The sequence below is a fragment of the Mesorhizobium sp. B1-1-5 genome, from assembly GCF_006443065.1.
Lineage (GTDB): Bacteria > Pseudomonadota > Alphaproteobacteria > Rhizobiales > Rhizobiaceae > Mesorhizobium.
The window spans coordinates 1-17,134 of the sequence record NZ_VFWS01000109.1 but is presented as its reverse complement, the minus strand read 5'-3'; the positions used below and the strand labels follow the sequence as shown (position 1 = coordinate 17,134).

At 65.6% G+C, this 17,134-nt stretch carries 13 protein-coding genes; 11 read left to right on the top strand and 2 right to left on the bottom strand.

Annotated features, from left to right (window positions below):
- The first annotated feature begins 91 nt into the window (after window positions 1-91).
- From ligD to FJ980_RS24055, 9 genes are all read left to right on the top strand, one after another.
- Window positions 92-2,590 (top strand): DNA ligase D, encoded by a 2,499-nt coding sequence (gene ligD / locus FJ980_RS24100; RefSeq protein ID WP_140546227.1) that lies wholly within the window; start codon window positions 92-94, stop codon window positions 2,588-2,590.
- 436 nt (window positions 2,591-3,026) lie between these two features.
- On the top strand, window positions 3,027-3,935 hold the full coding sequence (locus tag FJ980_RS24090; RefSeq protein WP_140546226.1) for a Ku protein: 909 nt from the start codon (window positions 3,027-3,029) through the stop codon (window positions 3,933-3,935).
- Window positions 3,932-5,050, top strand: a complete 1,119-nt coding sequence (locus FJ980_RS24085) for a tetratricopeptide repeat protein (protein ID WP_181181298.1) — start codon at window positions 3,932-3,934, stop codon at window positions 5,048-5,050. Before FJ980_RS24090 ends, FJ980_RS24085 begins: the two co-directional genes overlap by 4 nt.
- A 214-nt stretch (window positions 5,051-5,264) precedes the next feature.
- Window positions 5,265-5,918 (top strand): alpha/beta fold hydrolase, encoded by a 654-nt coding sequence (locus FJ980_RS24080; protein WP_140546225.1) that lies wholly within the window; start codon window positions 5,265-5,267, stop codon window positions 5,916-5,918.
- Between the two features lie 168 nt (window positions 5,919-6,086).
- Complete coding sequence (gene xth / locus FJ980_RS24075) at window positions 6,087-6,860, top strand: exodeoxyribonuclease III (RefSeq protein ID WP_140546224.1); 774 nt, start codon at window positions 6,087-6,089, stop codon at window positions 6,858-6,860.
- A gap of 149 nt (window positions 6,861-7,009) precedes the next feature.
- A complete protein-coding gene (locus FJ980_RS24070) occupies window positions 7,010-8,425 on the top strand; it encodes a cytochrome c (protein WP_140546223.1) in 1,416 nt (471 codons plus the stop codon).
- Window positions 8,425-8,931: a (2Fe-2S)-binding protein gene (locus FJ980_RS24065; protein ID WP_140546222.1), complete on the top strand. Its 507-nt coding sequence runs from the start codon at window positions 8,425-8,427 to the stop codon at window positions 8,929-8,931. Before FJ980_RS24070 ends, FJ980_RS24065 begins: the two co-directional genes overlap by 1 nt.
- Window positions 8,931-11,180 (top strand): molybdopterin cofactor-binding domain-containing protein, encoded by a 2,250-nt coding sequence (locus FJ980_RS24060; RefSeq protein ID WP_140546228.1) that lies wholly within the window; start codon window positions 8,931-8,933, stop codon window positions 11,178-11,180. The genes FJ980_RS24065 and FJ980_RS24060 overlap by 1 nt, the downstream gene beginning before the upstream one ends.
- Before the next feature lie 213 nt (window positions 11,181-11,393).
- Window positions 11,394-13,391, top strand: coding sequence for an amidase (locus FJ980_RS24055; RefSeq protein WP_140546221.1), 1,998 nt, complete (start codon window positions 11,394-11,396; stop codon window positions 13,389-13,391).
- Between the two features lie 35 nt (window positions 13,392-13,426).
- On the opposite strand, the gene FJ980_RS24050 is transcribed toward FJ980_RS24055, so the two are convergent.
- Entirely contained in the window at window positions 13,427-14,662 is a 1,236-nt protein-coding gene (locus FJ980_RS24050; protein ID WP_140546220.1) for an MFS transporter, read from the bottom strand.
- Window positions 14,663-14,759: 97 nt separating this feature from the next.
- On the opposite strand from FJ980_RS24050, the gene FJ980_RS24045 reads away from it, so the two are divergent.
- Window positions 14,760-15,668: a LysR family transcriptional regulator gene (locus FJ980_RS24045; RefSeq protein ID WP_140546219.1), complete on the top strand. Its 909-nt coding sequence runs from the start codon at window positions 14,760-14,762 to the stop codon at window positions 15,666-15,668.
- 12 nt (window positions 15,669-15,680) lie between these two features.
- Here the strand turns inward: FJ980_RS24045 and FJ980_RS24040 are convergent, their stop codons facing one another.
- Window positions 15,681-16,208 carry a hypothetical protein gene (locus FJ980_RS24040; RefSeq protein ID WP_246676530.1) on the bottom strand — a complete coding sequence of 176 codons (528 nt, stop codon included), beginning with the start codon at window positions 16,206-16,208 and terminating at the stop codon, window positions 15,681-15,683.
- 141 nt (window positions 16,209-16,349) lie between these two features.
- Here FJ980_RS24040 and FJ980_RS24035 point away from each other — a divergent pair, with 141 nt between their 5' ends.
- Complete coding sequence (locus FJ980_RS24035) at window positions 16,350-16,901, top strand: isochorismatase family protein (protein WP_140546218.1); 552 nt, start codon at window positions 16,350-16,352, stop codon at window positions 16,899-16,901.
- Window positions 16,902-17,134 lie beyond the last annotated feature (233 nt).

The following is a 17,134-nucleotide window of genomic DNA, read 5'->3' as shown; positions in this document are numbered from 1 at the left end:
CCCTCGTTGGGGAGATGTCCGGCAGGACAGAGGGGGGCGCGAAGGAACTCGGCCTTCGCCGCATTCCATTCCGCCCTTCGGCGTCTGACTCATGCCCGCCAACCTCAAACCCTACCGCGCCAAGCGCGAATTCTCCCGCACCCCCGAACCGGCTGGCAGCCTTTCCGCCGACGGCTCCAACCGCTTCGTCGTTCACAAGCACCACGCCACCGCCGACCATTACGATCTGCGCCTGGAAGTCGGCGGCGTGCTCAAAAGCTGGGCGGTGCCGCGCGGGCCCTCGCTCAACCCGGCCGACAAGCGTCTCGCCGTCGAAACCGAGGACCATCCGATCGAATATATCGATTTCGAGGGCGTTATCCCCGAGGGCGAATATGGCGGCGGGCCGATGATCGTCTGGGACACCGGTACGTGGGCGCCGATGGAGGATGTCGAGAAAAGCCTCAGGACCGGCGCGTTCAAGTTCCGGCTGGCAGGGCAAAAACTCAATGGCGGCTGGATGCTGACCCGGCTGAAGCCGAAGCCCGGCGAGGATGAGCACAAGAAGAACTGGCTGCTCTTCAAAGAGCGCGACCTCGCCTCCGATACAAAGCTCGACATTCTCGAGGCGCGCCCGGAAAGCGTGAAGAGCGGCCGCCGCATCGAGGAACTGGCGGCGCCGCCGAGGAAGCGCGAGCGCCTGCCGCCGAAAGTCGGCTCGCTCAAACCGGGCCTGCTGCCCGGGGCGATTAGGGCCGAGCCACCCGCCCGTATCGAGCCGCAACTCGCCAGCCAGGTGCCGAAGCCGCCGGGCGGCACGAGCGTTGCCGAGGACACGGGCGAGCTCTGGCTGCACGAGATAAAGTTCGACGGCTACCGCACCATGGCGCATGTCGTGGGCGGCGAGGTGCGGTTGATCACCCGCGGCGGCATCGACTGGACAAAACGCTATGGCGATCTGCCGCAGGCCTTTTCGCGGCTGCCGATCGCCCAAGCGATCATCGACGGCGAGATCATGGTGCTCGACGACAAGGGCATCTCGCGCTTCGCGCTGCTGCAGGACGCGCTGGCCGAGGGCGCCGGCTCCAAATTGCATTTCTACGCCTTCGACCTGCTCCATCTCGACGGCTGGGATCTGCGCAAGGTGCCGCTGCAGAAGCGCAAAGCCCTGCTCGCCCAACTGCTCGCCGGTCAGCCCGCCAATTCCGCCATCCAGTACAGCGACCATGTCGAGGGCGACGGCCAGGGCCTGTACGATCAGGCTTCGGACCTTGGGCTGGAAGGTGTCGTGTCCAAGCGCGCCGACGCAATCTACCAGAGCGGCCGCACCAAGAACTGGACCAAGGCCAAGGCGCAGAAGACGGACGATTTCGTCATCGCCGGCTATACCGTCTCCGACCAGGCGGAAGGGCTGGCGGCGCTCGGCATGGCTGAGTTCGAAAATGGTGAGCTGCACTATCGCGGCAAGGTCGGCACCGGTTTCGACGCAGACATGGCGACGGACCTGCTCGCCCGCCTGGAGCGGCTGACCGCCGGCGCGACGCCGCCCGAAGGCGTGCCGCGCGAGATCATGCGCGAGATGCATTGGGTGAAGCCGCTGCTGTCGGCACGCGTCCGCTATTCGAACCGCACCGCCGACAACGCGATCCGGCACGGCGTCTTCCGCGGGTTGCGCGATATCGGCGGGCTGACCACGCCGGTGCCGGTCAAGCGCAAACGGCTGATCGCCGAATCCGACCTCGCCACCATCTGGGTCACCAATCCGGAGCGGCGGCTGTTCGGTAGGACCGGGCCTACAAAACTCGACATCGCCGTCTATTACGCGCTGGTCGGCGATTTCATGCTGCCGCATATCATCGGCCGGCCGGTGTCGCTGGTGCGCTGCCCGACCGGCAAGCCGCAGGACTGCTTCTTCCAGCGCCACGCCTTCACTGGCATGCCGCCTTCGGTTGCCGTGTTCGAATCGATCAATTCGGAAGGCGAGACAAAAACCTATCTCTCGGTCGAGGACGCCAAGGGCTATCTGGCACTGGCGCAGTTCGGCGTGGTGGAATTCCACACCTGGGGCACGCACCGGTCAAAACTCGACAGGCCCGACCAGATCGTGTTCGACCTCGACCCGGGCGAGGGGATTTCCTGGCGCGAGGTGGTTGAAGCCGCGGTCCACATCAAGGGCGGGCTGGAGAGCCTGGGACTGGAGCCATTCGCCAAAACCTCCGGCGGCAAGGGCATCCACATCACCGTGCCTGTGACGCGCAAGCAGAACTGGAAGAAGCTGCACCAGGCTTCGAGCGCGATTTCGACTTTGCTGGCGGCAAGCGCGCCCGACACCTTCACCACCACGATGGGCAAGGAAAACCGCAAGAAGCGCATCTTCATCGACTTCCACCGTAACGCCCGCGGCCACACCTCCGCCGCGCCCTATTCGCTGCGCGCCCGCACCAATCTGCCGGCCTCGACGCCGGTGAGTTGGACCGACCTGGAGACGATCGACGCGCCGGAGGATCTGAACTACGCCTCGCTGCCGGGGCTGTTGGAGACATCTGGCGATCCCTGGGCAGAGATCGACGAGGCGGCAAGGGATTTGCCTGTGTTTGACAAGGTAGGATAACGGCGAGCGCCGCGTTCCTTCGCGCCCCCCTCTGCCCTGCCGGGCATCTCCCCCACAAGGGGGGAGATCAGCAACCTCGCCGCTGGCGCTCTCTTTGCGACGTTGGAGATTGGCGAAAGCCGGCGTGACATCTGATCTCCCCCCTTGTGGGGGAGATGTCCGGCAGGACAGAGGGGGGCGCTGTCCCGCCATCATCTCAATGCCATCTCCATCGACGCTTGCTACAATTTGAACTATTCTCCGCGCCAACCGCCCCAGAAAACACTTCGTCAGGAATTCGGCAGTACAATCGGGGGTCGGTGTAGGATTTCCACGGCGCTGATCGTCCTACGGACGAAGCGCTGCAAAGAGCATGGTCCTAAAAAAGCCGGAACCGGTTTTGGACAAGACCATGCTCCAAACATAGTGTCAGTGCATGGCCGCGTAGGAGTTCATCATGGCGCCCAGGGCAAGTTGGAAAGGTTATCTCAAGCTCAGCCTCGTCAGCTGTCCGGTCCGGCTCTATCCGGCCACCAGCGCGAGCGAGCGCATTTCGTTCAATCAGCTGCACAAGAAGACGCACAACCGCATCAACATGAAGCCGGTCGATCCCGAGCTCGGCCTTGTCGAGCGCTCGGACCTGGTGCGCGGCTACGAATATGAGGACAAGCAGTACATCATCATCGATGACGCCGATCTCGATGCGGTCAGGATCGAATCCAACCACACGATGAACATCGAGGCCTTCGTCAACGAGGACGAGGTCGACGTCATCTACCAGGACTCGCCTTATTATCTGGCGCCCGACGGCGCCATGGCGGAGGAGACCTTCGCGGTGCTTCGGGAGGCGATGCGCAAGTCCGGCAAGCTAGCCATCGCGCGCCTGGTGCTCTCCAGCCGCGAACGCGTGGTGACGATCGGCGCGCGCGAGAACGGCATGTTCGTCTGCACCTTGAGGAATCCCAACGAAGTGCGTGGCACAGCTGAATATTTCGGAAACATCCCGGATGCCAAGCCGGATCCCGAAATGCTGCAGCTGGCCGAGGCGCTGATCAAGCAGAAGCAGACCCATTTCGATCCGAAGAATTATGAGGATCGCTATGAGGTGGCGCTGATGGCGATGATCCGCGAGAAGCTGAAGGGCCACAAGCCGATCATCGCGGCCGCGCCCGAGCGTGGCAACGTCATCAACCTGATGGATGCGCTGAAGGCGAGCCTCTCGCAGCAGGCGAAACCCCCGGCCAGGTCGAAGAGCAAGGCCGAGGAAGCGCCGGCCAAGCCCGCCAAGAAGGCGGCTGCCGGCGGCGCGGCTGAGAACCCGCTGAAGGCGAACCTGTTGAAGGCTGTCGGCAAGAGCAAGAAGTGACGGGAAATGCAGGGCCAGTGATCGTTCCCGGCGCCGTCTTCGGCGTCATCGGCGCGCTGGCCGCCTTTCCGTTGCGCCTCGCTGCCCGCGAGGTCGAGCGCCGCCATGCGGAGCTGAGGCGCGGCGTCACCCGCCGGACCACTCATGTCGTGTTTGGTCGCACGCTTCTCGCCAAGGCGGCGAAATCCGGCGATGCCGAGATCGAGCGCCGCGTGAAGGTCGAGCGCGAAGCCGGCCGCGCGCTGATCAGCGAGAGCGGTTTCCTGCGCCTGCTTGGGCTGATGAAGGCGCCCGACGCCTCATCGCTCCCCAGGCAGTCGATGATCGACCAGTCGCGACTCGCCGGCGACGAACTCGACCTGCTGTCGCTGTTCGACGCGTTCGAGCATGACGGTGAACCCTATTCCTTCCGCGACCTGATCCTCGCGCGCAAATATGCCGGGCTGATCGCCAGCGGCGCCACTTGGGGCGCGATAGCGCGCTCCGTGCATCGCTCCGGCCCGGTCGCCTCGCTCACCGCCAAGTCGCTCAATCTCGGCTCGCTGCATGGCCGCCCGGATGCGATCTATCTCGACGAAGGCAGGAGCGAGCTCGACGGCCAGCTTTTGTTCGACCTCGGTTCACCCGAGGATGACACGCTGGAGGAATTGTTCGCCGAGGCCGAGATGGCGGAAGAGGAAGGGCGCCACGACGATGCGGCCGCGCTCTACCAGCGTTGCCTGGCGATCGATCCCAAGGATGCGATTGCCGCCTTCAACCGTGCCAACTGCCTGCGCGGCGCCGGGCGCATGGCGGAGGCCGCACACGACTATGCCCGCGCGATAAAGCTCGACCCGGGTTTTGTGGAAGCCTGGTTCAACCTCGCCGGCCTGATGAGCGATAAGGGCAAGGTTGCTTCGGCGCGAAGGCACCTCCAGAAGGCAGTTGCGCTCGACAAGACCTATGCCGATCCGGTGTTCAACCTCGCGCGCCTGGAGTTCGATGCGGGCAATCTGGCCGAGGCTCGCCGGCTGTGGGTGCGATATCTGGAGCTGGATGCGGTGTCCGAATGGGCGCGGACTGCGCAGAAGGGCATACAGTTCGTGGATCTGCATATGGCGCGGACGGCGGGGTGAGCGCCTCTTCCTTCTCCCCCTTGTGGGAGAAGGTGGATCGGCGCGTAGCGCCGAGACGGATGAGGGGTGCTGGAAGGAATGAGGCGCTGGTGACCTTGTCGCAAGTAAGGATATTGATAGGCGTGGCCGCCAAGCTGGAGCACCCCTCATCCGTCCGAGCTTCGCTCGGCCACCTTCTCCCATAGCAAGGGGAGAAGGTGAGGTTGGCGCACCCATGACCCACTTCCTCTTCGACGGCTTCGACACCGCCCCCGTCACCATCCTGCTCGCCCACGGCGCCGGCGCGCCGATGGATTCGCCTTCCATGACCGCCACCGCCAAGGCGCTCGCCGCCGCCGGCTTTCAGGTCGCACGCTTCGAGTTCCACTATATGGCCGCCCGCCGCTACGGCCATCGCAAGCCGCCGCCGCGCGCCGAGACGGTGAACCCGGAATATGTGAAGGCAATCGCCGATCTGCGCGCCAAGGGCGTGACCGGAAAGCTGATCATAGGCGGCAAGTCGATGGGCGGCCGCGTCGCCTCGATGGTCGCCGACGCGATGTTCGCCAAGGGCGAGATCGCCGGCCTGGTCTGTCTCGGCTATCCCTTCCATCCGCCGGGCAAGCCTGAGCAGTTGCGGACAAAGCATCTCGCCGACCTGAAGACGCCGACGCTGATCTTCCAGGGCACGCGCGACGAGTTCGGCACCAAGGAAGAAGTTGCAACCTACGGCCTTTCTCCTGCCATTGAGGTGATCTGGCTGGAGGACGGCGACCATGATTTGAAACCGCGCAAGGCGATCTCGGGTTTTACGGCGGGCGATCATCTGAAGACGGTGGCGGAGACTATAAAAGCCAGGCTGGCGCAGCCATCGGCGTCGTCATTCTAGGGCGAAGCAAGGAGCGGAGCGACGCGCGCAGACCCTGGAATCCATGCCGTGACGCTAAGGCGTTGCAACGGTTCAGAATTCTGCCCCGCCGCGTTCCGCGGCGACGGCCACGGAATGGATCCTCGGGTCAAGCCCGAGAATGACGAAGCGAGGGGCGCTTTTCGGTAAATGAAACTCGCCACCTTCAACATCAACAACATCAACAGCCGGCTGGAAAACCTGCTCGCTTGGCTCGACAAGGCAAAGCCCGACGTCGTCTGCCTGCAGGAGCTGAAATCCCGCGACACGCAGTTTCCGCTGACCCGGCTCGCCAACGCCGGCTATGGCGCGGTGTGGAAGGGCGAGCCGACCTGGAACGGCGTCGCGATCCTCGCGCGTGGCGCCGAGCCTGTGCTGACGCGCGATGCCCTGCCCGGCGACCATGCCGACCGCCAGGCCCGCTACATCGAGGCAGCGGTCGACGGCGTCGTCATCGCCTGCCTCTATGCACCCAACGGCAATCCGCGGCCTGGGCCGAAATTCGACTACAAGCTCGCCTGGCACGAGCGCTTCGCCGCGCATGCGGGTGAGCTCCTCGACACCGGCCTGCCGGTGGCGCTCGCCGGCGACTTCAACATCGTGCCCGAGCCGCGCGACATCTATGAGACCCGCTCCTATGACGACAACGCGCTGGTGCAGCCTGAAAGCCGCGCCGCCTTCGCCGCGCTGATCGCGCAGGGCTGGACAGACGCGCTGCGAAAGATCTTCCCCAAGGAGGAGAGGCTCTACACTTTCTGGGACTATCGCCGGAACCGCTGGCCGCGCGATGCCGGCCTGAGGCTCGACCACATCTTGTTATCGAAAAAGCTCGCTCGAAAACTGAAAGGGGCAGGCATCGACCGCGAGGTCCGGGGAGGGGAAAACCCCAGCGATCACGCGCCGGTCTGGGTGGAACTAGGGTGAGTGCCGGGGCGCCGGAATGGCTTAGGCGATTGGCGAAGGCCCGCGTGACAGACAATCTCTCCGGGGAAAAGATCAGCGGCTTCCGCGCCTTCGCCAATTGACGGCGCGCAGCTCCTGCCTAGTTCATCCGATGGCGCATAGCCGGCTGGATGTCCCGGGCTGCTGCGGCGCCCTGCGCAAGGAGCCCTTCCTTGAAACGCTTCTGGATCGGCGTTCTCATTCTTGTTGTCGTCTGCCTGGCGGGCTTTACCGCCTATGCCTGGAAGCCGGCGATCGACCCGATCGAACCGCCGCAGCGCGCCGCCTTCGATCAGGCGCTGATCGAGAAGGGGGCGGTGCTCGCTTCGGTCGGCAACTGCACGGCCTGCCATACCAAGCCCGGCGGAAAGTCCTTTGCCGGCGGGCTGGCGGTGCCGACGCCATTCGGCACCATCTATTCCACCAACATCACGCCGGACACCAAGACCGGTATCGGCCGCTGGTCGGAAGCTGCCTTCAGCCGGGCGATGCGGGAAGGCGTCGAGCGCGACGGCGATCACCTTTATCCTGCCTTCCCGTTCGACCATTTCACTCTGGTCTCCGACGAGGACAACAAGGCGCTCTACGCCTATCTGATGACGCGGCATGCCGTGGAGAACCGGCCTCCCGCCAATGAGCTGCCGTTCCCGCTCAACCTGCGTTTCGTGCTGGCGGGCTGGAAGCTGCTCTTCTTCGACAAGGGCGCCTATCGCGAGGATGCCGCGCAGAGCGCCGAATGGAACCGCGGCGCCTATCTCGTCGAAGGGCTTGGCCATTGCGGCGCCTGCCATACGCCGCGCAATGCCCTGGGTGCCGAGCGGAAAGGCGCGCATCTGGCAGGCGGCGAAGCGGAGGGCTGGGACGCCTTCGCGCTCGACGCATCGTCCTCGGCCCCGATCCCGTGGACGCATGACAGCCTCTTTGCTTATCTGCGCCAGGGCTGGCATGCCGATCACGGCGTGGCCAACGGACCGATGGCCGAGGTCACCGGCAATCTCGGTCGTCTGTCCGATTCCGATATCAGCGCCATCGCCACTTACCTGAGCTCGCGTATGGGCGAGCCGACGCCGGAGCGCGCGGCGGCAGCCGAAGACATCCGCAAGAAGCTCTCGATCGACCAGGGCGGCACGCCGATACCGGCCAGCGCCACAACCGGCAGTCCGACAAGCCGCGGCGGCGCGATCTACCAGGCGGCCTGCGCCACCTGCCATGACGGCAGCCGCCCGCAGCCTTTCGGCGGCATCGATTTCCATCTCTCCAGCACGATCGCCGCGCGCGATCCGCAAAATGCAATCAACGTCGTGCTCTTTGGCCTGCCGGCGGCGAGCGGCCGGGAGAGCCCGATCATGCCCGGCTTCGCCGCGACGCTGACCGACGATCAGGTGGCGGACCTGCTCGGCTATCTGCGTGAGGCCTATGCACAGAAGCCGGCATGGTCGGACACGAAGGCGAAGACCGCCGACACCAGGAGCGGCAAATACCGGGTCAGCGTCCGGCCTTCGGACGGCATCGAGCGCAGCCCGGACAATGTGGGAGCCAAGGACTGATGGTTAAGCTCAACGTCAACGGCACGTCACATGACGTCGACGCCGATCCGGCAACGCCGCTGCTCTATGTGCTGCGCAACGATCTGAAGCTCAACGGCGCCAAGTTCGGCTGCGGCCTCGGCCAGTGCGGCGCCTGCACGGTGATGGTCGACGGCAAGGCGGTCTTTTCCTGCCTGACGCCGGCCATGCTGGTCGAGGGGCGCGAGATCAAGACGGTCGAGGGCCTTGGCACCATCGACGATCCCGGCCCGATGCAAAAAGCGTTCATCGAACAACAGGCGGCGCAATGCGGCTATTGCATTGCCGGCATGATGATGCGGGCGCAGGCGCTGCTCGAGGCAAAGCCCGATGCCGCCGACGCCGACATCAGGCAGGCGCTGGAGCCCAACCTCTGTCGCTGCGGCACGCATATGCGCATCCTTCGGGCCGTGGCTCGCGCCCGCGACCTGATGCAGGGCAAGTCCGCCGGCAACATGGCGCCGGCCGCCGCCACGGGGAGGGGATGATGAACGCACCGAACCCGCTTCCCGATGTCACCCGCCGCGGCTTCCTGGCCGGAGCCGGCGCGCTGGTCGTCTCCTTCGCGATCCGCGCCGAAGCGCAGGAGGGCGAGGTGCCGACCGCGCCCGGCGGCCAGGCGGCTAAGCCGAAACGACCCGGCAGCCTGGCCGATACGCCCTCGCTCGACGCCTGGATCCGCATCGACGCCGACGGTTCGATCACCGTCTTCACCGGCAAGGCCGAGCTTGGCCAGGGCACCAAGACGTCGCTGCGCCAGATCGCGGCCGAGGAACTGGAGGTCGAGCCGGCCGCGATCAAGCTGGTCACCGCCGACACCGCGCTGACGCCGAACGAAGGCTACACAGCCGGCAGCCAGACGATCCAGAACTCAGGCACCGCCATCCGCTACGCCTCGGCGCAGGTGCGCCAGATCCTGATCGCCAAGGCCAGCGAAAAGCTCGGCGCGCCGGTCGAGGCGCTCAAGACGCAGGCAGGCGCGATCGTCGGCCCGAACGGCGCCAAGGCCAGCTATGGCGAACTGGTCTCGGCCGACTTCCTGCATGTCGATGCGGCGGCCGACACCAAGCTCAAGCCGCCCGCCGCTTACCACGCGATCGGCAAGCCCTTTGCGCGGGTGGACATCCCGGCCAAGGTCACCGGCGGGGAAGTCTATGTGCAGGACATGCGGCCGCCCGGCATGGTGCATGCCCGCGTCGTGCGTCCGCCGAGCTATAACGCCAGGCTCACCGACTTCGCCGATGCGGCCGTCAAGGCGATGCCCGGCGTCATCGCGGTGGTGCGCGAAGGCGATTTCCTGGCCGTGGTCGCCGAGCAGGAATTCCAGGCGGTGAGGGCCATGCGCGCCATGGCCGGCGTCGCCAAGTGGCAGGAGCAGCCGGCGCTTCCCGACCAGTACGACCTGCCGGCCTTCCTCGAAAAATCCGTATCGGAGGTCGGCGCCGTGACCTCGGTCGGCGCCGATAGCGTGCCGGGCGCCCGGACGCTCGAGGCGCAGTTCATTCGCGCCTACCAGATGCACGGTTCGATCGGCCCGTCGAGCGCGGTGGCCATGGTCGACAACGGCCTGACGACGGTGTGGACGCACACGCAGGGCGTCTATCCCGACCGCAAGGCGATTGCTCAGATGCTCGGCGTGCCGGAGGAAAAGGTGCGCTGCATTCATACCGAAGGTTCCGGCTGCTACGGCCACAACGGCGCCGACGATGCGGCGGCCGACGCCGCGCTGATTGCGCAGAAAGTGCCGGGCAAGCCGGTGCGCGTGCAGTGGATGCGCGACCAGGAGCATCTGTGGGAGCCATACGGACCGGCGATGCTGACCAGAGCGAGCGCCACACTCGACCAGAACGGCAACATCGTCAGTTGGCACTACGACCTGTGGAGCAACAGTCACGGCACACGGCCGGGCTCGGCCGGATCGCTGATCGCCGGCCGCCTGATGGACCGGCATTTCCCACCGGATCCCGCGAAGCTGCAGATATCGCCGCTCGGCAATGGCGACCGCAACGCGATCCCGCTCTACGACGTGCCCAACCAGCGCGTGAACTGGCATTTCATCGCCGACATGCCGGTGCGCGTTTCCTCGCTGCGCGGCTTAGGGGCCTATTGCAACGTGTTCTCCATCGAAAGCTTCATGGACGAACTGGCGCTGGCGGCGAACGCCGATCCGGTCGAATACCGCCTTCGCCATCTGAAAGACCCCCGCGCCAGGAAGGTGATCGAGGTCGCGGCCGAAAAGTTCGGCTGGTCGAAGGATGCTTTGCCGGCGGGCCAGGGCAGGGGCTTCGCCTTCGCCAAGTACAAGAACCACGCCGCGTATCTGGCCGTCGCGCTCGAAGCCGATGTCGACAGCGACAGCGGCGCGATCAAGGTGTCGCGCGCTGTCGCGGCGGTCGATTGCGGCGAGGCCGTCGCCCCGGATTCGATCGTCAACCAGACCGAGGGCGGCATATTGCAATCGATGAGCTGGACGCTTTACGAGGCGGTGCATTTCGACCGCACGCGCATCTTGAGTCCGGACTGGTCGACCTATCCGATCCTGCGCTTCAGCGCGGTGCCCGACAGCATCGAGGTGCAGGTCGTCGACAATCCAGGCACGCCCTATCTCGGTGTCGCCGAAGCCGCCCAGGGCCCAACCGCAGGCGCCATCGCCAATGCGTTCCGGGATGCCACGGGGAAGCGGATTTACGATCTGCCCTACACGCGCGAGCGGGTGAAGGGCGTGCTGGGGGTTTAGGCGAGTTCTCCCAACTTTGCGCTTGGGCCCCCTCTGGCCTGCCAGCCATTTCCCGCAAGGAGGAAGATTGGCAGTTCCTGCGACGGCGCCCTCTCTGCAGCGTCAGCGATTGGCGAAAGCGATGGCGACATCGATCTCCCCTTGCGAGGGAGATGCCCGGCAGGGCAGAGGGGTGACGGAACGCAGCTTCTGTAAGGGAATTCGCTCGCCATCATGCTCCACCTCGTCGAAGCCTCGATCGCGGACCTACGCCGCGCGCTTGAGGACGGCACCGTCACCAGCGTCGAGCTGGTCGCTGCGTATCTGCGGCGCATCGCCCATTACGATCGCCACGGCATCGCGCTCAACGCCGTGCCGGTCCTCAACCCGAAGATGTTCGAGGAGGCCGAAGCGTCCGACCGGCGCCGCCGCGAGGGCAAGACGCTCGGGCCGCTCGACGGCATCCCCTACACCGCCAAGGACAGCTACAAGGTCAAGGGGCTGACGGTGGCCGCCGGCTCGCCGGCCTTCGAGCATCTCGTCGCTACGGAAGACGCATTCACCATCGCCCGGCTGCGCGCCGCCGGCGCGGTGCTGATCGGCCTCACCAACATGCCGCCGATGGCCAATGGCGGCATGCAGCGCGGCGTCTATGGCCGGGCCGAGAGTCCGTACAACCAGGATTTTCTCACCGCCGCCTTCGCCTCCGGCTCGTCCAACGGCTCGGGCACGGCGACCGCCGCCAGCTTCGCGGCTTTCGGGCTGGGCGAAGAAACCTGGTCATCCGGCCGCGCGCCGGCCTCCAACAACGCTCTGGTCGCCTATACGCCCTCGCGCGGCGTGATCTCGGTGCGGGGCAACTGGCCGTTGGTGCCGACCATGGATGTGGTGGTGCCGCATACGCGCAGTATCCCCGACATGCTGGAGCTGCTCGACGTGATCGTCGCCGACGATACCGAGACGCGCGGCGATTTCTGGCGCGTGCAGCCCTGGGTGCAAATCCCGAAAGCCTCGGCGCTGCGGCCGGCGAGCTACACAGTGCTTGCCGTGCAGGGCGCGCTCAAGGGAAAGCGCCTCGGCGTGCCGAGAATGTATATCGGCAAAGATGATGGCGCGGAGCGCCCGATCGAGACGCGCGCCTCGGTGCTTGAGCTCTGGCGGCAGGCGGCGCGCGACCTTGAAGCACCCGGCGCCGAGGTGGTCGAGGTCGATTTCCCTGTCGTCTCCAATTACGAACGCGACCGTGCGGGCGCGCTGTCGATGGTCGACCGCGGCCTGGTGCCGCCGGAATTCGCCGAATACGAGATCTGGGACCTGTCCATCTGGTCCTGGGACGATTTCCTGCGCGCCAATGCCGATCCGGCGATCCCCGATCTCGCCTCGGTCGACGGCGCAAAGATCTTCCCGCAACCGCCGGGCACGTTGCGCGATCGCTATGGCGATGCCGATTTCGATCTGGCGCAGTATGTCGAGCGAGCGAAGCGCGGGGTGGCGTCGCTTGCGGACATTCCCGCCATCGAAGCAGGCCTGAAGGGCCTGGAGGCAACGCGCCGCGCCGACTTCGAGGACTGGCTTGATGCCAACCGCCTCGACGCCGTGGTGCTGCTGGCGGTCGCCGATGTCGGCCCGGCCGATGCCGACGTCGATGAGGCTTCCGCCCGGCTCGCCTGGCGCAACGGCACCTGGGTCGCCAACGGCAATCTCGTCTGGCGCCATCTCGGCATCCCGACCGTGACGGTGCCGATGGGCGCCATGGCCGATATCGGCATGCCCGTCGGCCTCACCTTCGCCGGCAAGGCTTATGACGACGTTGCGTTGTTGAGGATCGCCGGCGACTACGAGCGCGCCACGAAGCGCCGCACCGTTCCGCCGCGCACGCCTGCGCTGGCCGATGATGTGTTCGAGGGCAGGAGCGCGGCAAGTCGTGTTGGCGATGCCCCGCTCACGCTGGCGCTCACAGCCGAGACGACGCGCTCCGGCGACACCGATGAGATCGCGATCGCGCTGGAGGTCAGCGACGCGGCGGTGGTCAAAGTCCACGTCAACGGCGAGCCGGTTTCCATGCAAGGCAGCGCTAACCGATTCACCGGTCGCGCGATCGTGCCGGCCGCGACCCATCAAGGCTTCCACAGCGTCTGGCGCGGCGCCTATGGCTCCATCGTCACGGCCATTGCGAGGTCGCCGGATGGGCGCGTCAGCGGGGCGTATAGGGTGACGGGTGGGATTGGATAGCTTCCTCCCCCACAAGCGGAGAGGAGAAGATCGAGCTACTCGGTCCAATCCACCACCAGCGCCACCACCCCGAACAGCGCTCCAACCGCGCACACCGCGTTCCAGCCGCCCCAGGTCCAGGCGATGCCGGCAAGCAGCGAGCCGATCGCGCCGCCGATGAAGAAGATGCCGACGAACAGCCCGTTGATGCGGCCCCGTGCCTTTGGCTGCAGCAGGTTGACGGCGCGGCGGCCCAGCGTCTGGTCGCCGGTGACGCCGATATCGAGCAGCACGGCGCTGACGCCCATGAGGATGAGCGGCAGCCATGCCCCGGCTTTGGCCGCCCCGGCCCATGCGGCGAGGCCGAGCGCCGCAATCAGCACGAGATGGCAGAGGATCGTGGCGGTGCGCGTAAAGCCGCGGTCGCCGGCGCGGCCGAAGATCGGCGTCGCCGCCGCGCCGCCGGCGCCGACAAATGCGAACAGCGCGATACCTTTCTGGCCGAGATCGAATGGCGGAGCGGAGAGGCGCAGCGCCACCGCCGTCCAGAACACGCTGAAAGCCGCCATCACCAGGCTTGCCGTGAAGGCGCGGCGGCGCAGCACCGGCTCTTGGGCTAGAAGCCCGATCAGCGAGGCTATGAGCCCCGCATAGTTCGTATGCGCCAGCGGCTTCCGCCTCGGCAATGTCAAGCCGAGTAGGATGGCGAGCAGCCCAAGTGCCGCGGCGCTGATGCCGTAGAAGGCTCGCCAGCCGAAGGCGTCGGCGACGAGGCTGGCGATCGGACGCGAGAGCAGGATGCCGATCATCAGCCCGCTCATCACGTCGCCGATGACGCGCCCGTCCTGTCCAGGAGGCGCCATCGAGGCCGCGACCGGCACCAGCACCTGGATGCAGGAACAGGCCGCCCCAAGCACGAACAGTACGGCAAGCAGCGAGGCGGCCGATGGAGCGAATGACGCGACCGCCGCCGCGAGCGCGGCCGCGCACAGCATGCGCAGCACCAGCACGCGGTTCTCGAGGAGATCGGACAGCGGCACCATGAAGAATAGCCCGGCCGCATAGCCGAGCAGCGTGGCCATCGAGACCAAGCCGCTTTCCGATACCTCGGCGCCTAGCGACGGGCCGATCAGCCCGACCAGCGTCTGCGGCGCGAACAGATTGGTGACGATGATGCCGACCGAAGCGGCGAACAGCAGCGTCTGGGATCGGGTGATCGTGCCGCCGCCGGCATGCGCCGACGGATCGGCGAACTCGGCCGTCGCGATCCGGGCGTTCTCTGTTCCGTTCATGGGTAGCCTCGCTGTTTGTATATTTCGCGAGGACTTTATTCGCGCCGATCATAATGCTACAATTGAAATGATATGATAATGATTATGCGAGATACGCATGAACATCCATGACCTCGAAGCCTTCGTCGCCGTCGTCGAGACCGGCTCGATCGTCGGCGCCTCGGCCAGGCTCAACCTCACCCAACCCGGCGTGACGCGGCGGGTGCAGAATCTCGAGGAGCGGCTGGCGACGCCTTTGCTCGACCGCCAGTCGAAGCCGCTCAAACCCACCGCATCGGGCCGCGAGGCCTATGAGCATGGCCGCCGGGTGCTGCGCTCGCTGGAGGATCTGAAGTCGGGCGTCTCGCCGGCCGGCGAGGTGAGGGGGGAGTTCCGTCTCGGCATTATGCCTTACCTCTCGACCAGCGCGCTGTCGGAGCCGCTCGACAGTCTTCGCGCGGCGTTCCCGCAATTGACGCTGAAGATCACCTCCAGCCTGTCGCCGCGCCTGGTGGAGCAGGTGCTGCACAGCGAGATCGATGCCGTCGCGGTCTGCCTCGCCGAGGGTGTGGAGCCGCCGCCGGAGCTCGTCGGCGACGATCTCGGCGTGCAGGCAGTGCTGCTGGTGGCCGCGCCAAACCTCGGCGTGCCGAAGCCGGCCGAACTTAATGATCTCGCGCGCTACCCCTGGGTGCTCAACGAAACCGGCTGCGGCTTCCGCGCCTTCATCCGCCATCGCTTCGAGGCGGCAAGGCTGCCCTTCCATGTCGGCGTGGAGGCGCAGGGCGCGGATCTGAGAATGTCGCTGGTGGCGCGCGGCCACGGCATCGGCGTCGTCACGCCGGGCGCGCTGTCGGGCAGCCAATGGCGCGACGCGGTCGAGGTGGTCGACTGCCCCGGCTTCAAGCCGCAGGTGCGCTGCTGGCTGCTGCACCGCCCGCCGGCGGGAAGGCTGGTGCGTCCGATCGCGGTGTTCCGCAACGCGCTGGCGGAGGCGCTGAAGGGGCCGATGCCGCTGATGTCGTAAAAGCCAGACGCCTTATCTTCCCCCTGACAGTGGAAAAAGCGATTTCAACATCTTGGCAAAGCGAAGTGTTAGAGCCTGCCAGAGGGAGTGAGCTGCACCGTCCGTCGAGTTCGCTATCTCCGGGTCTTGCGATCGGGGCAGGGAGGCGAGCCACGAATCCCAAAACTTCTGCTGCATGGAGACGAACACGGGCATCACATCATAGCCATCGTCAAAAATATTGACTAAGCCGCTCTTCTTGGGACGCTCGCCCGTTTTCACTTTGCAAACCACCAATCCTCGACTCATCTCTGTCACGGTGCCTTCAGGGAAAACATTGGCGCTCGCGCCATAACAAAAGGGTAGTAGTCCTTCCACTTCGAGCTGATTGCGGATTTGGCATAGGGCTTCGAAATAGTCGTCTTCTTCAGCAGCGATGACTTTATTGCGATAGCTGCAGGTGAGCCTGCATCGGGTTCCCACATCGTGCGGCGTGAACACCGCCTGCTCGTCACCTCCCGTGCCTCCTCCGATCAGGAACACGGTGTATTGTTCATCCATTGTCATCCCCCGATCTCTCGAACATCTTAGTTGTGATTAATCCTGAATACAACTGAAAATTGTAGATGGTTCGCGCGAGTTGTTGCTTGCTGGCTCCTGCCTCGTCCTTGACCCATCCCCCACCCACGCTATCTTCGCGCCATGCCAGACACAGCCCCCTCCGCCGCCGCGCCGCTGATCGTCATCGACCTGCAGACCGGCATGTTCGACGGTCGGTTCGATCCGCCGATCCATGACGCCGACACGATCGCCGAGCGTGCCCGTCGGCTGATCGACTGGGCACGGCGTTCCGGCCGCAAGGTGGCGTTCATCCGCCATGACGGACCGGAAGGCGATCCGCTGGCGCCGGGCGCTTCCGGTTGGCCGGTATGGCCGCTGCTCGGTCAGGCCAACGACGAACCGACCTTCGGCAAGACAGTCGGCAACGCCTTCTCGAATCCCGAACTCGTTGAATGGGTGGCGGGACACGGCGCGAAGGACGTTGTGCTTATCGGCGCCCAGACCGATTTCTGCGTCGCCGCCACCGTGAAGGGCGCCTTTGCCGAAGGTCTCGGCGTCACCGTGGTCTCCGACGCGCACTCGACGCTGGATTCACTGGAGGAGAAGGCGCCCGACATCATCGTCCGCCACAACGACGCTTTCGCGGGGCAGGGCGTGCGGATGACGACGACGGCGGAGTTGATCGAAGGCTGAGCGCGCCTTCCCCTTCTCTCCTTGGGGGAGAAGGGGGCCGCGAAGCGGCCGGATGAGGGGTGTTCCAGGGAATGCCAGCGTCTCACTCCGCTGGAACACCCCTCATCCGTCTCGGCGCTACGCGCCGATCCACCGCCCCGCCCTTCGCAGGCTCAGGGCGTTCGAAGCTCGAAAAGCCAAGCAATTGGCTTTTCGTCCGCTACGCGGACCGCTTCTCACCCCACAAGGGGAGA

Coding starts and splice junctions, on each gene's coding strand:
- ligD (WP_140546227.1), top strand. CDS start 92: ATGCCCGCCAACCTCAAACCCTACCGCGCCAAGCGCGAATTCTCCCGC.
- FJ980_RS24090 (WP_140546226.1), top strand. CDS start 3,027: ATGGCGCCCAGGGCAAGTTGGAAAGGTTATCTCAAGCTCAGCCTCGTC.
- FJ980_RS24080 (WP_140546225.1), top strand. CDS start 5,265: ATGACCCACTTCCTCTTCGACGGCTTCGACACCGCCCCCGTCACCATC.
- xth (WP_140546224.1), top strand. CDS start 6,087: ATGAAACTCGCCACCTTCAACATCAACAACATCAACAGCCGGCTGGAA.
- FJ980_RS24070 (WP_140546223.1), top strand. CDS start 7,010: ATGTCCCGGGCTGCTGCGGCGCCCTGCGCAAGGAGCCCTTCCTTGAAA.
- FJ980_RS24065 (WP_140546222.1), top strand. CDS start 8,425: ATGGTTAAGCTCAACGTCAACGGCACGTCACATGACGTCGACGCCGAT.
- FJ980_RS24060 (WP_140546228.1), top strand. CDS start 8,931: ATGAACGCACCGAACCCGCTTCCCGATGTCACCCGCCGCGGCTTCCTG.
- FJ980_RS24055 (WP_140546221.1), top strand. CDS start 11,394: ATGCTCCACCTCGTCGAAGCCTCGATCGCGGACCTACGCCGCGCGCTT.
- FJ980_RS24050 (WP_140546220.1), bottom strand. CDS start 14,662: ATGAACGGAACAGAGAACGCCCGGATCGCGACGGCCGAGTTCGCCGAT.
- FJ980_RS24045 (WP_140546219.1), top strand. CDS start 14,760: ATGAACATCCATGACCTCGAAGCCTTCGTCGCCGTCGTCGAGACCGGC.
- FJ980_RS24040 (WP_246676530.1), bottom strand. CDS start 16,208: ATGGATGAACAATACACCGTGTTCCTGATCGGAGGAGGCACGGGAGGT.
- FJ980_RS24035 (WP_140546218.1), top strand. CDS start 16,350: ATGCCAGACACAGCCCCCTCCGCCGCCGCGCCGCTGATCGTCATCGAC.